The 12626-nt window shown below is 65.8% G+C and carries 20 protein-coding genes; 19 read left to right on the forward strand and 1 reads right to left on the reverse strand.

The genetic code is table 11. From position 1 onward, the window contains the following. The 7 genes from UK23_RS03145 (at position 1) to rplO (ending at position 2931) form a co-directional block, all read left to right on the forward strand. Entirely contained in the window at positions 1-186 is a 186-nt protein-coding gene (locus UK23_RS03145; RefSeq protein ID WP_030473455.1) for a type Z 30S ribosomal protein S14, read from the forward strand. Between the two features lie 120 nt (positions 187-306). After that, on the forward strand, positions 307-705 hold the full coding sequence (gene rpsH, locus UK23_RS03150) for a 30S ribosomal protein S8 (protein WP_030473454.1): 399 nt from the start codon (positions 307-309) through the stop codon (positions 703-705). 12 nt (positions 706-717) lie between these two features. Further along, on the forward strand, positions 718-1257 hold the full coding sequence (gene rplF, locus UK23_RS03155) for a 50S ribosomal protein L6 (protein ID WP_045309814.1): 540 nt from the start codon (positions 718-720) through the stop codon (positions 1255-1257). Position 1258: 1 nt separating this feature from the next. After that, positions 1259-1660: a 50S ribosomal protein L18 gene (rplR, locus tag UK23_RS03160; protein WP_045309815.1), complete on the forward strand. Its 402-nt coding sequence runs from the start codon at positions 1259-1261 to the stop codon at positions 1658-1660. 34 nt (positions 1661-1694) lie between these two features. Continuing rightward, positions 1695-2303 carry a 30S ribosomal protein S5 gene (gene rpsE / locus UK23_RS03165; protein WP_030473451.1) on the forward strand — a complete coding sequence of 203 codons (609 nt, stop codon included), beginning with the start codon at positions 1695-1697 and terminating at the stop codon, positions 2301-2303. Between the two features lie 2 nt (positions 2304-2305). Beyond that, positions 2306-2491, forward strand: a complete 186-nt coding sequence (rpmD, locus tag UK23_RS03170; protein WP_045309828.1) for a 50S ribosomal protein L30 — start codon at positions 2306-2308, stop codon at positions 2489-2491. Further along, positions 2488-2931 carry a 50S ribosomal protein L15 gene (gene rplO, locus UK23_RS03175; protein WP_045309816.1) on the forward strand — a complete coding sequence of 148 codons (444 nt, stop codon included), beginning with the start codon at positions 2488-2490 and terminating at the stop codon, positions 2929-2931. The genes rpmD and rplO overlap by 4 nt, the downstream gene beginning before the upstream one ends. Positions 2932-2999: 68 nt before the next feature. Here rplO and UK23_RS03180 read toward each other — a convergent pair whose 3' ends face one another. Then, positions 3000-3392: a hypothetical protein gene (locus UK23_RS03180; RefSeq protein ID WP_045309817.1), complete on the reverse strand. Its 393-nt coding sequence runs from the start codon at positions 3390-3392 to the stop codon at positions 3000-3002. A 750-nt stretch (positions 3393-4142) separates the two neighbouring features. On the opposite strand from UK23_RS03180, the gene secY reads away from it, so the two are divergent. The 12 genes from secY (at position 4143) to truA (ending at position 12521) form a co-directional block, all read left to right on the forward strand. Continuing rightward, positions 4143-5459, forward strand: coding sequence for a preprotein translocase subunit SecY (secY, locus tag UK23_RS03185; protein ID WP_082114372.1), 1317 nt, complete (start codon positions 4143-4145; stop codon positions 5457-5459). After that, positions 5460-6020 (forward strand): adenylate kinase, encoded by a 561-nt coding sequence (locus UK23_RS03190; protein ID WP_045309818.1) that lies wholly within the window; start codon positions 5460-5462, stop codon positions 6018-6020. Between the two features lie 76 nt (positions 6021-6096). Then, positions 6097-6876: a type I methionyl aminopeptidase gene (gene map, locus UK23_RS03195; RefSeq protein ID WP_045309819.1), complete on the forward strand. Its 780-nt coding sequence runs from the start codon at positions 6097-6099 to the stop codon at positions 6874-6876. Between the two features lie 96 nt (positions 6877-6972). Beyond that, positions 6973-7662 carry a hypothetical protein gene (locus UK23_RS03200; protein ID WP_156212699.1) on the forward strand — a complete coding sequence of 230 codons (690 nt, stop codon included), beginning with the start codon at positions 6973-6975 and terminating at the stop codon, positions 7660-7662. A gap of 122 nt (positions 7663-7784) precedes the next feature. Beyond that, the gene (infA, locus tag UK23_RS03205; RefSeq protein WP_005166804.1) at positions 7785-8006 is read left to right on the forward strand and encodes a translation initiation factor IF-1; all 222 of its coding nucleotides are present in this window, start codon (positions 7785-7787) and stop codon (positions 8004-8006) included. A 25-nt stretch (positions 8007-8031) separates the two neighbouring features. After that, on the forward strand, positions 8032-8145 hold the full coding sequence (rpmJ, locus tag UK23_RS03210; RefSeq protein WP_010148647.1) for a 50S ribosomal protein L36: 114 nt from the start codon (positions 8032-8034) through the stop codon (positions 8143-8145). A gap of 218 nt (positions 8146-8363) precedes the next feature. After that, positions 8364-8744 carry a 30S ribosomal protein S13 gene (gene rpsM / locus UK23_RS03215; RefSeq protein WP_045309821.1) on the forward strand — a complete coding sequence of 127 codons (381 nt, stop codon included), beginning with the start codon at positions 8364-8366 and terminating at the stop codon, positions 8742-8744. A 37-nt stretch (positions 8745-8781) separates the two neighbouring features. Beyond that, the gene (rpsK, locus tag UK23_RS03220; protein ID WP_033436732.1) at positions 8782-9189 is read left to right on the forward strand and encodes a 30S ribosomal protein S11; all 408 of its coding nucleotides are present in this window, start codon (positions 8782-8784) and stop codon (positions 9187-9189) included. Between the two features lie 23 nt (positions 9190-9212). After that, a complete protein-coding gene (gene rpsD, locus UK23_RS03225) occupies positions 9213-9818 on the forward strand; it encodes a 30S ribosomal protein S4 (RefSeq protein ID WP_045309822.1) in 606 nt (201 codons plus the stop codon). Between the two features lie 166 nt (positions 9819-9984). Next, entirely contained in the window at positions 9985-11043 is a 1059-nt protein-coding gene (locus UK23_RS03230) for a DNA-directed RNA polymerase subunit alpha (RefSeq protein ID WP_045309823.1), read from the forward strand. A gap of 51 nt (positions 11044-11094) precedes the next feature. After that, entirely contained in the window at positions 11095-11667 is a 573-nt protein-coding gene (rplQ, locus tag UK23_RS03235) for a 50S ribosomal protein L17 (protein WP_045309824.1), read from the forward strand. Between the two features lie 59 nt (positions 11668-11726). Beyond that, a complete protein-coding gene (gene truA / locus UK23_RS03240; protein ID WP_196777591.1) occupies positions 11727-12521 on the forward strand; it encodes a tRNA pseudouridine(38-40) synthase TruA in 795 nt (264 codons plus the stop codon). The last annotated feature ends 105 nt before the right edge of the window (positions 12522-12626 follow it).

Here is a 12626-nt window from a genome sequence, read left to right on the forward strand (position 1 = left end):
ATGGCCAAGAAGGCGTTGATCAACAAGGCCGCGAAGAAGCCGAAGTTCAAGGTCCGGGGTTACACCCGGTGCCAGCGTTGCGGCCGCCCCCACGCGGTGTTCCGCAAGTTCGGCCTCTGCCGGATCTGCCTGCGCGAGATGGCTCACCGCGGTGAGCTGCCTGGCGTGAGCAAGTCCAGCTGGTAATTCAAAGCTCCATTACTTCGCTGTAGGCCCGCACACGACCGTCCAGTCCCTCTCCTCCGGGGGAGGGCTGGTCTGGACCCTGAGCGGCGAACCGCAGCGAGAAAGGTTGACCAGGTCACCATGACGATGACCGACCCGATCGCAGACATGCTCACTCGTCTGCGCAACGCGAACTCGGCTTACCACGACAAGGTCGTGATGCCGCACTCGAAGCTGAAGGCCAACATCGCCGAGATCCTCAAGCGCGAGGGCTACATCGCCTCGTACCGCGACGAGGAGGGCGAGGTCGCGAAGAACCTCGTCGTCGAGCTGAAGTACGGCCCGAACCGGGAGCGCAGCATCGCCGGCCTCCGCCGCGTGTCGAAGCCCGGTCTGCGCGTGTACGCGAAGTCCACCGGCCTGCCCCGAGTTCTCGGTGGCCTCGGCGTGGCGATCATTTCGACCTCTGGCGGTCTCATGACCGACCGTCAGGCCAACAAGGCAGGCGTGGGCGGAGAAGTCCTCGCCTACGTTTGGTAAGGGGGAGTAGACATGTCGCGCATCGGAAAGCAGCCGATCATTGTCCCCTCCGGGGTCGACGTGAACATCGCCGGCCAGGACGTGAGCATCAAGGGCCCCAAGGGTCTCCTGACGCTCACGCTCGCTGAGCCCATCATCGTCGAGAAGGCCGAAGACGGCACTCTCGAGGTCAAGCGCCCGAACGACGAGCGCCGCAACCGCGCGCTCCACGGCCTGTCGCGCACGCTCGTGCACAACATGGTCGTCGGCGTGACCCAGGGTTACGAAAAGAAGATGGAAATCCACGGCGTCGGTTACCGCGTCGCGCTCAAGGGCTCTGAGCTCGAGTTCGCGCTCGGTTACTCGCACCCCGTCAAGGTCGAGGCCCCCGCGGGCATCACCTTCGCGGTCGAGACCCCGACCCGGTTCTCCGTCTCGGGTATCGACAAGCAGCTGGTCGGTGAGGTCGCCGCCAACATCCGCAAGCTGCGCAAGCCCGACCCGTACAAGGGCAAGGGCGTCCGCTACTCGGGCGAGAAGATCCGTCGCAAGGTCGGAAAGACGGGTAAGTGACATGAGCGAGTCGACTGTTACGAAGCGCAAGCCGGTGGGCAAGGACATCTCCACCAGGCGTCGTGTTGCGAAGGCCCGTCGCCACTTCCGCCTCCGCAAGAAGGTCAGCGGCACCGCCGAGCGTCCGCGCCTGGTCGTGCACCGGTCGTCGAAGCACATCACCGTTCAGGTGATCGACGACCTCAAGGGCCACACGGTCGCGTCCGCGTCCTCCATGGAGGCCGACGTCCGTGCCATGGACGGCGACAAGAAGGCCCGTGCGGCCAAGGTCGGCCAGCTGGCCGCGGCCCGCGCCAAGGACGCCGGTGTCACGGCGGTCGTGTTCGACCGCGGTGGCAACGCGTACCACGGCCGGATCGCTGCTCTGGCGGACGCCGCTCGCGAGGCGGGGCTGGAGTTCTGACAATGATCATCACTGGAATTGAGAGGGACGCCTGATGCCAGGACGTACGCGTCGCGAAGGCGGCGGGGGCGAGCGCGGAGAGCGCCGCGACCGTCGTGACGGCGGCCGCGGCGGCGCGGCCCAGGAGAAGACCCCCCACCTCGAGCGCGTGGTTGCGATCAACCGCGTCTCCAAGGTGGTCAAGGGTGGTCGTCGGTTCAGCTTCACCGCGCTCGTCGTGGTGGGTGACGGCGACGGCATGGTCGGCGTCGGCTACGGCAAGGCCAAGGAAGTTCCCGCGGCCATCGCCAAGGGTGTCGAGGAAGCGAAGAAGAACTTCTTCCGCGTGCCTCGCATCGCCGGCACCATCCCCCACCCGGTTCAGGGTGAGAAGGCCGCTGGTGTGGTCCTGCTGCGTCCGGCCTCGGCCGGTACCGGTGTCATCGCGGGTGGCGCTGTCCGCGCCGTCCTTGAGTGCGCCGGCGTGCACGACGTGCTGTCGAAGTCCCTGGGCTCCGACAACGCGATCAACATCGTGCACGCGACCGTGGCGGCTCTCAAGGGCCTGCAGCGTCCGGAAGAGGTCGCGGCCCGTCGTGGCCTGCCCCTCGAGGACGTTGCTCCCGCCGGCATGATCCGCGCTCGCGCGGGCCAGGGGGTGTGATCATGGCTCAGCTCAAGATCACCCAGGTCCGCAGCACCATCGGTACCAAGCACAACCACCGCGAGTCGATGCGCACCCTCGGGCTGCGCAAGATCCGCCAGTCGGTCGTGCGTGAGGACACCCCCCAGGTGCTCGGCTTGATCCACGCCGTGCGTCACCTGGTGGTTGTTGAGGAGGTCCAGTCGTGACCATCAAGATTCACGATCTGCGTCCCGCCCCCGGAGCCAAGACCGCCAAGACCCGCGTTGGTCGTGGTGAGGGCTCCAAGGGCAAGACCGCCGGCCGCGGTACGAAGGGCACGGGCGCTCGCAAGAACGTCTCGCCGCGCTTCGAAGGTGGCCAGATGCCGCTGCAGATGCGGCTGCCGAAGCTCAGGGGCTTCCGCAACCCGTTCCGCACCGAGTACCAGGTCGTCAACGTCTCCGCCATCGCTGCCTCCTTCCCGGAGGGTGGCTCGGTGGACGTTGCCGCGCTGGTGCTGGCCGGGCTGGTCCGCAAGGGCAAGCTCGTCAAGGTGCTGGGCGACGGCGACGTCAGCGTCAAGCTGGACGTTACCGCCGACAAGTTCTCCAAGACCGCTGTGGAGAAGATCGCTGCTGCGGGTGGCACCACCACGGTTGCTGCCTGAACGTAGTCAGAGCGTCTGAAGGGCCCCGAGGCTTTCGCCTCGGGGCCCTTTGGTGTTGCACGGGGGCATCAGCACTCGTAGCGCACCTCAGGCGACGTCGCGCTCTGCGGACCGGTCCCGTCCCGCCACACCACGAGCGTGCGGTAGGTGTAGTGGCCGGTGCCCGAGCAGTTCCACGATGCGACCGCGCTGCCGGGGCCGTCGTAGGAGGCACCGTCGCCCTCGTACTCCCATCCCCATGCGCGGAGTCGCTGGATGTAGACACCGACGTGCTGCTGGCAGCTGCCCCAGCCCTTGCCGTGCACCCAGCCGCCCGCGGTCCTGGTGGGAGTGTCGGCGTTGTGACAGGCCAGGATGCTCGCGTCAGCGGACTCTGCCGCAGGCGAGGCGCCGGCCGTCGAGGTCAGGAGCGCCAGCGCGGCGCCCGTGGCCAGGGTGAACGAAGCGGTGCGACGGAGCATGATGATTTCTCCCTTGTATTTCGGGGTCGCCGAATACGGCCTGAAGCAACTGCGATGAAGCGCTTTTGCTCAGCGTGAGGATCAGAGCGCAGTCGTGTGCGACCTGGTTGTAGAAATGTGCGAATCACAGCCGAGGGCGAGCGCGCAAGGCGGCGTGCTGACGACCTGCGCACCGCGGTTTACCAGGCTAAACGACCTGGTCTACCGGTAGCGGTCAGCGACGGTGGCGGCAGCAGCACGGCACACCGGAAATTGTCTTTTCGACGCGCGAAAGCACGATTGAGCCCCCCAGCCCCATGTTTCCAACTCCGGGAACACTCCACGATGTCTCATGTTCCCTATAAGCGACCGTAGGGGAGATGGACGATCGCCACAACCCCACATAATTCCTTCGGGCGAATCCGCTCGATTTTGCTGCGCGGCCCGGGCGACGTCTCAGATGGCCACCCGCCAGGCCCGGTCGAAGGTCAACTGCGCCTCGCCCTGTGCAACCGTTCGCGCTCGGCGTAACCGCAGCTACTAGCACGGAATCAGGCGGCCCACTGGTCCGGATGGGGTAGCGGCGAAGTGGGAGATCAACCGTCAGCAACCTGTGATTGGCCACTGGGTACGGGTGGGGTGTGGAGGACTGTTAGTGTTGCGGGCTGAACCCGGATGTCCTCCGGGTCGCTTGGTCGTGGCTGCCTGCTGCGGCCTGCCAACTACCGCATGTGCCGGTCCCTGGGGGTCGGCAACGCTCAGGAGGTTCGCGTGCTCGGCGCATTCCGCTCGGCTCTCGCGACGCCGGATCTACGCAAGAAGATCCTGTTCACGCTCGGGATCATCATTGTGTACCGGCTTGGTGCGACCATGCCCGCGCCGGGCGTGTCCTTCAAGAACGTGCGCGCGTGTGCTGAACAGCTTGAGGGTCAGAACATCTACTCGCTGATCAACCTGTTCAGCGGTGGAGCGCTGCTCAACCTCTCGATCTTCGCGCTGGGCATCATGCCCTACATCACCGCGAGCATCATCATTCAGCTGCTCACCGTGGTCATCCCGCGGTTCGAGCAGTTGAAGAAGGAGGGGCAGGCCGGTCAGGGCAAGCTGACGCAGTACACGCGTTACCTGACCATCGGGCTCGCGATCCTGCAGTCGACCGGACTCGTCGCCCTGGCGGTGCGCGGGCAGCTGTTCGGTGAGTGCGACCAGGACGTCATCCCGGCCAAGGACAACATCTTCACCCTCATCGTGCTGGTCGTGACGATGACGGCCGGCACCTCGGTCATCATGTGGCTGGGTGAGCTGATCACGGAGAAGGGCATCGGCAACGGCATGTCGCTGCTGATCTTCACCGGTATCGCCGCCCGCATCCCGGCCGAGGGCAAGAACATCTGGGAGAAGGACGCCAGCCGCATCACCTTCGTCCTCGTGATCGTCGCAGCTCTCGTCATCATCGCGAGCGTCATCTACGTCGAGCAGGCCCAGCGCCGCATCCCGGTGCAGTACGCCAAGCGCATGATCGGCCGCCGCATGTACGGCGGCACGTCGACGTACCTTCCCCTCAAGGTGAACCAGGCCGGCGTCATCCCGGTCATCTTCGCCTCGTCGCTGCTCTACCTGCCGGACCTGGTCGTCCGTCTCACCCAGGGCTCGGGATCCGAGCCGAACTGGTTCGCGACGTTCGTCCAGACCTACCTCACCAAGCAGTCGAGCTGGGTCCACATCGCGGCCTACTTCCTGCTGATCGTCTTCTTCACGTACTTCTACGTCGGCATCACGTTCAACCCGGACGAGCGTGCTGACGAGATGAAGAAGTTCGGTGGCTTCATCCCCGGCATCCGTCCTGGGCGCCCGACCGCCGAGTACCTCAAGTTCGTGCTGGGTCGCATCACGCTCCCCGGTTCGCTCTACCTCGGCATCGTGGCGATCCTGCCGAACCTGTTCCTGGACCTCACTGGTGACAACCAGAACCAGAACTTCCCGTTCGGCGGCACCGCGGTTCTGATCATGGTCGGTGTCGGCCTCGACACCGTGAAGCAGATCGAGAGCCAGCTCATGCAGCGCAATTACGAAGGGTTCCTCCGCTAGATGCGACTCGTTCTCGTTGGCCCGCCCGGTGCGGGCAAGGGCACCCAGGCTGAGGTTCTGAGCCGCAAGCTCGGCGTGCCGCACATCTCGACGGGCGACCTCTTCCGGTCACACATCAGCAACCAGACCGAGCTCGGGCTCGAGGTGCAGAGCATTCTCGACGAGGGCGCGCTGGTGCCGGACTCCATCACGAACGAGATGGTGCGCAAGCGCCTCGCCGAGTCGGATGCGACCGACGGGTTCCTGCTCGACGGGTTCCCGCGCAACGTGGCGCAGGCGGACAAGCTGGGCGAGTTCCTGGCTGTCGACGAGCACGATCTCGACGCGGTGCTGGAGTTCCGGGTCGACGAGGACGTGGTGGTCGAGCGGCTGCTCGCGCGCGGGCGCACGGATGACAAGGAAGAGGTCATCCGGCACCGGCAGCAGGTGTACCGCAACGAGACCGCGCCGTTGCTGAGCTACTACGCGGAGAAGGTCATCTCCATCGACGCCGTCGGTGAGATCGACGAGATCAGCGAGCGGGCACTGGCAGCGCTGAACTCGCTGCGCGACGAGAAGTGACAACTGGACTAGGCGGGCTTCGGTGTTCGTCGGCCTTCGGCCGGCCTCGCCGGAGCCCGCAGTATTTGGTGAGCGCATGAGCAAGATCGAAATCAAGACTCCCGGCCAGCTGCAGGCCATGCGTGCCTCCGGCCTGGTCGTCGCGAGGGCGTTGAAGAACGTCGTCGACGCGGTGAAGCCCGGTGCGTCCACTTGGGAGCTCGACGAGATCGCCGAGCAGACCATTCGCGACGCCGGCGCCATCCCGTCGTTCAAGGGCTACCACGGGTTCCCGGCGAGCATCTGCGCGTCGGTGAACGAGCAGATCGTGCACGGCATCCCGAACAAGAAGCAGGTGCTCGCGGAGGGCGACCTGATCTCGATCGACTGCGGCGCGATCCTCGATGGCTGGCACGGCGACTCGGCCGTGACGGTCGGCTGCGGTGAGCTCTCACCGGCCGACCACAAGCTGTCCGAGGCCACCCGGTTGTCGATGCTCGCGGGCATCGAGGCCGCGGTGCCGGGCGGGCGGCTCACGGACATCTCGTTCGCCATCGAGTCGTCGGCGATCGAGTCGGGTGAGCGCGACGGCATCGAGTACGGCATCGTCGCGGACTACGGCGGCCACGGCATCGGCACCAAGATGCACATGGACCCGTTCCTGCCGAACTACGGCAAGCCCGGCAAGGGGCCGAAGCTCAAGGTCGGCATGGCCATCGCGATCGAGCCGATGCTGACGCTCGGCACGGACGACTCCCAGGAGCTCGAGGACGGCTGGACCGTCATCACGCTCGACGGGACGCGCGCCGCGCACTGGGAGCACAGCGTCGCGATCACCGAGGACGGTCCCTGGGTGCTCACCGCACCCGAGGACTAGAGGGCCTCAAGACGTGGAGTGACCCCGTTCGCCGTGAGGTGAGCGGGGTTATTTCGTTTGTCAACGCGGATATGGTCGTGGTGACGAGCGATTCCAATGTCTGGGGGCATTGTGCGGGTCTTCCGCTTCGTCCTGTCCGCCCTTCTGATCTCAGTTTCAGGCTGTGCTGCTGCCAAGCCGGCCACCGACCTCACCTACCAGGACGTTCCGCCGGAGCAGATCGCCAACCGGATCTTCCTGGCCGACTCCATCGCCGAAGTCGAGCACTGTGCGCCGCCGTTCGCCGACGTGCGGATCGTGCGGCCGAACTTCACCAGCCCGCAGCCACCGGTCGACGGCGGTTGTGGCGGTCAGGCCCGCATTGCCGCCGGGCAGGAGTACGTCGATGCCGTGAGCCGCATCACTGCGCTGCACGACACCGTGGTCCACGAGTGGGACGTGCGGCTGAAGTCCGGGCCGGAGGCCGCGGAGACGAGGGCTCTTGCCGCGATGTTGCTGCACTGCCTGGACCGGGCCGGGTTCATCCAGCGCGGGCCCGGTGACCCCAGTCTCGAGAGCTACGGCGTCGGTACAGCGGACGTCGCGCTCAACAACGCAGCTCAGAGGTGTTCTGACGACACCGGCTACGGCAGCGGCATCGCGGCTCAGCGCGTGCGCACGCTCAAGTCCGTGCTCGGGCTGCACGAGTCGCAGATCAACGAGATCACGAGGCTCCGCGCCCTGCTGGTGAGCTGCGCGCGACCGGGCGACGGTTACGAACGGGGCCGATTTGGGTTGCCGGAGTGAACTGCGTACACTGGTCAGGTGGCGCATCCGTCGCGCCGGTTCAGTCATGCCCTCGCAGGTGAGATCGAACCGGGTAGGCGCGCGTCCAAACGTATTTATCACCGTCACGAAACGCGGAGGACATGGGCAAGAAGGACGGGGCCATTGAGGTCGAGGGCCGCGTAGTCGAGCCGCTCCCCAACGCGATGTTCAGGGTCGAGTTGGAGAACGGTCACAAGGTACTCGCGCACATCAGCGGCAAGATGCGACAGCACTACATCCGCATCCTCCCTGAGGACCGGGTTGTCGTGGAGCTCTCGCCCTACGACCTGTCCCGCGGGCGCATCGTCTACCGCTACAAGTGACCTCCAGTAGCAGGAGATCTCAGGCGTGAAGGTTCAGCCGAGCGTCAAGAAGATCTGCGACAAGTGCAAGGTGATCCGCCGTCACGGCCGGGTCATGGTGATCTGCGAGAACCTGCGCCACAAGCAGCGCCAGGGCTGAGCAGCTCCACCACGCGCCCGTCGAGATCTTCGATGACGCAGTAACGAGACACTCCTCGCACCTACCGCACGCAGGGCTTCAAGCGTGCGGACACCCCCGGATCCAGGCCGGGGCCGGGACACCGGCTGTGAGAGCAGCCGGAACGACACACAGCGAGTCAGTCACCGGAATTGGGCGAGGAGCAGACCTGGAAGTAATCGACAGGAGCTAACCGCCACATGGCACGACTCGCTGGCGTCGACCTCCCCCGCGAAAAGCGGATGGAGATCGCGCTCACCTACATCTTCGGCATCGGTCGTACGCGCTCCAAGGAGCTGCTCGCCGCCACGGAGATCTCCCCGGACCTCCGGGTGAAGGATCTGACGGACGACGACCTCGCCAAGCTGCGGGACCACATCGAGACGAACTACAAGGTCGAGGGTGACCTTCGCCGTGAGGTCGCGGCCGACATCCGTCGCAAGATGGAGATCGGTTGCTACGAGGGTCTTCGGCACCGTCGCGGCCTGCCCGTTCGCGGACAGCGCACCAAGACGAACGCCCGTACCCGCAAGGGTCCGAAGAAGACCGTGGCCGGCAAGAAGAAGGCCGGCAAGAAGTAAGACCTCGCGTCTACTGCCCTCAACTTAGGAGTTCGTTTTGCCACCCAAGTCCCGTACGGGCGCCGGGGTCAAGAAGGTCCGGCGCAAGGAAAAGAAGAACGTCTCGCACGGCCAGGCGCACATCAAGAGCACGTTCAACAACACCATCGTGTCGATCACCGACCCGATGGGCAACGTGATCAGCTGGGCGTCCGCAGGCCACGTGGGCTTCAAGGGCTCGCGCAAGTCCACGCCGTTCGCGGCGCAGATGGCTGCCGAGAACGCCGCCCGCAAGGCCGCCGAGCACGGCATGCGCAAGGTGGACGTGTTCGTCAAGGGTCCCGGCTCCGGCCGTGAGACCGCGATCCGTTCGCTGCAGGCCGCCGGTCTCGAGGTCGGCACCATTCAGGACGTGACCCCGCAGCCCCACAACGGCTGCCGCCCGCCCAAGCGGCGCCGGGTCTGAGGCACGGGGAGGAGTAAGAACTAATGGCTCGTTACACGGGACCTGCGACGCGTATCTCGCGCCGCCTGAAGGTCGACCTCGTTGGTGGGGACCAGGCGTTCGAGCGCCGTCCGTACCCGCCCGGCCAGCACGGCCGTGGCCGGGTCAAGGAGTCCGAGTACCTGCTGCAGCTCCAGGAGAAGCAGAAGGCTCGCTACACCTACGGCGTCCTCGAGAAGCAGTTCGTCCGCTACTACAAGGAAGCGGTTCGTCGTCCGGGCAAGACCGGTGAGAACCTGCTCCAGATCCTCGAGGCCCGCCTCGACAACGTGGTGTACCGCGCGGGCCTCGCCCGCACGCGTCGCCAGGCTCGCCAGCTGGTCAGCCACGGGCACTTTCTGGTCAACGGCCACAAGGTGAACATCCCGAGCTACCAGGTGTCGAAGTTCGACATCATCGACGTGAAGCCGAAGTCCATGCCGACGCTGCCCTTCGAGGCTGCTCGCGCGTCCTTCGGTGACCGGCCGATTCCCGCTTGGCTGCAGGTCGTCGCCTCGAACCTGCGCATCCTCGTGCACCAGCTGCCCGAGCGCGCGCAGATCGACACGCCTGTCACCGAGCAGCTCATCGTCGAGCTCTACTCGAAGTGATCCTCTCCGAGCCACTGTCTCCAAAGTGATCAAACACTGCGGACAGTGGCTCGGGTCGGGTCCCGCATCGGCGCGAAGGGTGTGCCGAGTGCGTATGCCGGTCTCCGCGACTGGCTGTTGTTGACGGCGTCAAATAGCGGGCGTCGTTGTCGAAAGGTTGAATCCAGTGCTGATTTCCCAGCGCCCCTCGCTCGCCGAGGAAGCGGTCTCCGAGACCCGTTCCCGGTTCGTCATCGAACCGCTGGAGCCGGGCTTCGGTTACACGCTCGGCAACTCGATCCGCCGCACGCTGCTCTCGTCGATCCCCGGTGCTGCTGTCACGAGCATCCGCATCGACGGCGTGCTGCACGAGTTCACCACGGTTCCCGGGGTGAAGGAGGACGTCACCGACGTCATCCTGAACCTGAAGGAGCTCGTCGTCTCGTCCGAGGAGGACGAGCCGGTGACCATGTACCTGCGCAAGCAGGGCCCCGGCGTGGTGACCGCGGGCGACATCGTGCCTCCGGCCGGTGTCACCGTGCACAACCCCGACCTGCACATCGCGACCCTGAACGGCAAGGGGAAGCTGGAGATCGAGCTCGTCGTCGAGCGCGGTCGCGGCTACGTCCCGGCTGTCCAGAACAAGCAGGCGGGTGCCGAGATCGGCCGCATCCCCGTCGACTCGATCTACTCGCCGGTTCTCAAGGTGACGTACAAGGTCGAGGCGACTCGTGTCGAGCAGCGGACGGACTTCGACAAGCTGATCCTCGACGTGGAGAGCAAGCCCTCGATCACTCCGAGGGACGCAGTTGCCTCCGCGGGCAAGACCCTGGTTGAGCTGTTCGGCCTCGCTCGCGAGCTGAACATCGACGCCGAGGGCATCGAGATCGGCCCGTCGCCGGCCGAGGCCGACACCATCGCCGCGTTCGCGATGCCTATCGAGGATCTGGACCTCACGGTCCGTTCCTACAACTGCTTGAAGCGGGAAGGCATCCACACCGTCGGCGAGCTCGTGTCGCGCAGCGAGGCGGACCTGCTGGACATCCGCAACTTCGGTGCGAAGTCGATCGACGAGGTCAAGATGAAGCTCGTCGGCCTCGGCCTCGCGCTGAAGGACTCGCCTCCTGGATTCGACCCGTCCGCGGCTGCTGCCGACTACCACGCCGGTGACACCGGCTGGGGCGCAGGCACCGGCCTGGACCCGCACGACGACGGTCAGGACTACGCGGAGACCGAGCAGCTCTGACGCTCTGATTCAGAGCTAGAGGATCTCTTTTAGTTAACACAGGAGCAAGCGATGCCCACCCCTACCAAGGGCCCCCGGCTCGGTGGGTCTCCGGCGCACGAGCGGCTGCTGCTCGCCAACCTGGCGACGGCGCTGTTCCAGCACGGCCGGATCAAGACCACTGAGGCGAAGGCGAAGCGGCTGCGTCCGTACGCCGAGAAGCTGATCAGCAAGGCCAAGGTCGGTGACCTGCACAACCGCCGCGAGATCATGAAGACGATCCGCGACAAGGACGTCGTGCACAAGCTGATCGCCGAGATCGGTCCGTTCTTCAGCGACCGTTCCGGTGGCTACACCCGCATCACCAAGACGCTGGCGCGCAAGGGCGACAACGCCCCCATGGCCATCATCGAGCTGGTGCAGCAGAAGCTCGTCTCCACCGAGGCCGAGGCTGCGCGCAAGACCAAGTTCGCCAAGGACGAGAAGCCGGCTGCGGCCGAGGTCGTCGACCAGGACGCCGAGGCGCCCGAGTCCGCGACCCTGGACGCCGCCGACGAGCCCGCTGAGGGCGCTGTCGAGGTTGACGGCGAGCCGTCGGCCGAGGACGTCGAGGCGGAAGAGGCTGCTGAGAAGGACAAGTCCTGAGCAGTTCGCCTGCTGACGAGCCCGTCGCTCCCCTTGCTGGGGGCGGCGGGCTCGTTCGTGTGCGGTTCGATCTCGGGTACGACGGCACCGACTTCTCCGGGTGGGCCCGTCAGCCTTCCCGCCGCACGGTTTGTGGCGTTCTCGAGGACACGCTGTCGATGGTCTTGCGCGAGGACGTCGTGCTGACCGTGGCTGGGCGGACCGATGCCGGGGTGCACGCCTCTGGGCAGGTCGCTCATGCTGATCTTCCCGCCGAGGTGGATGTCGAGGGGCTGCCGAAGCGGCTTGCGCGGGCCTTGCCCGCGGATGTTCGGGTTTTTGCTGCGCGCGTGGTGCCTGGAGCGTTCGACGCTCGGTTCTCGGCGTTGCGGCGGCATTATGAGTACCGGGTTTCGGATGCTGCGTTCGGGGCGCATCCGTTGCGGCGGTTGGACACGTTGTCGTGGCCTCGTCCGTTGGACGTCGGGGCTATGAACGTGGCTGCCGAGTTGTTGTTGGGGGAACACGACTTTTGTGCGTTTTGCAAGCGGCGTGAAGGGGCTACGACCATCCGGGAGTTGCAGCGGCTTGAGCTGGTGCGGGCTGCCTCGGACGGGGTGATCACGGCGTTTGTTTCCGCTGATGCGTTCTGCCACTCGATGGTTCGGTCGTTGGTCGGGGCGTTGCTGGCGGTTGGGGAGGGGAGGAAGGCTGTTGAGTGGCCTTCGTCCTTGTTGTCGCTGAGCGGGCGGGCCAGTGGGGTGACTGTGGCTCCGGCTCATGGGCTGTGTTTGGTGCGGGTGGATTTTCCTGGGGATTCCGAGTTGGGGGCTCGGGCTGGGGTTACACGGCGGGTTCGGACGTTGTCCGGCTGAGTTCGGCTTTCGGAGCCTGTCGGCGCACGCGTCGGTTGCCGTTGCTGGCTCCCTGGTTCGTTGGCGGGTTCCTGTTGCGAGTCCCGTTCCGTGCTTCCACCTGGG

The sequence above is a fragment of the Lentzea aerocolonigenes genome (assembly GCF_000955955.1).
GTDB lineage: Bacteria > Actinomycetota > Actinomycetes > Mycobacteriales > Pseudonocardiaceae > Lentzea > Lentzea aerocolonigenes_A.

Bases quoted from the DNA above. Each gene is read 5' to 3' on its own strand.
- UK23_RS03145 (WP_030473455.1), top strand. From the start codon at position 1: ATGGCCAAGAAGGCGTTGATCAACAAGGCCGCGAAGAAGCCGAAGTTC.
- rplQ (WP_045309824.1), top strand. From the start codon at position 11,095: ATGCCCACCCCTACCAAGGGCCCCCGGCTCGGTGGGTCTCCGGCGCAC.
- rpsD (WP_045309822.1), top strand. From the start codon at position 9,213: ATGGCTCGTTACACGGGACCTGCGACGCGTATCTCGCGCCGCCTGAAG.
- rpsM (WP_045309821.1), top strand. From the start codon at position 8,364: ATGGCACGACTCGCTGGCGTCGACCTCCCCCGCGAAAAGCGGATGGAG.
- rpsE (WP_030473451.1), top strand. From the start codon at position 1,695: ATGCCAGGACGTACGCGTCGCGAAGGCGGCGGGGGCGAGCGCGGAGAG.
- rpsH (WP_030473454.1), top strand. From the start codon at position 307: ATGACGATGACCGACCCGATCGCAGACATGCTCACTCGTCTGCGCAAC.
- rplF (WP_045309814.1), top strand. From the start codon at position 718: ATGTCGCGCATCGGAAAGCAGCCGATCATTGTCCCCTCCGGGGTCGAC.
- UK23_RS03200 (WP_156212699.1), top strand. From the start codon at position 6,973: ATGTCTGGGGGCATTGTGCGGGTCTTCCGCTTCGTCCTGTCCGCCCTT.
- infA (WP_005166804.1), top strand. From the start codon at position 7,785: ATGGGCAAGAAGGACGGGGCCATTGAGGTCGAGGGCCGCGTAGTCGAG.
- rpmD (WP_045309828.1), top strand. From the start codon at position 2,306: ATGGCTCAGCTCAAGATCACCCAGGTCCGCAGCACCATCGGTACCAAG.
- map (WP_045309819.1), top strand. From the start codon at position 6,097: ATGAGCAAGATCGAAATCAAGACTCCCGGCCAGCTGCAGGCCATGCGT.
- UK23_RS03180 (WP_045309817.1), bottom strand. From the start codon at position 3,392: ATGCTCCGTCGCACCGCTTCGTTCACCCTGGCCACGGGCGCCGCGCTG.
- UK23_RS03190 (WP_045309818.1), top strand. From the start codon at position 5,460: ATGCGACTCGTTCTCGTTGGCCCGCCCGGTGCGGGCAAGGGCACCCAG.
- rplR (WP_045309815.1), top strand. From the start codon at position 1,259: ATGAGCGAGTCGACTGTTACGAAGCGCAAGCCGGTGGGCAAGGACATC.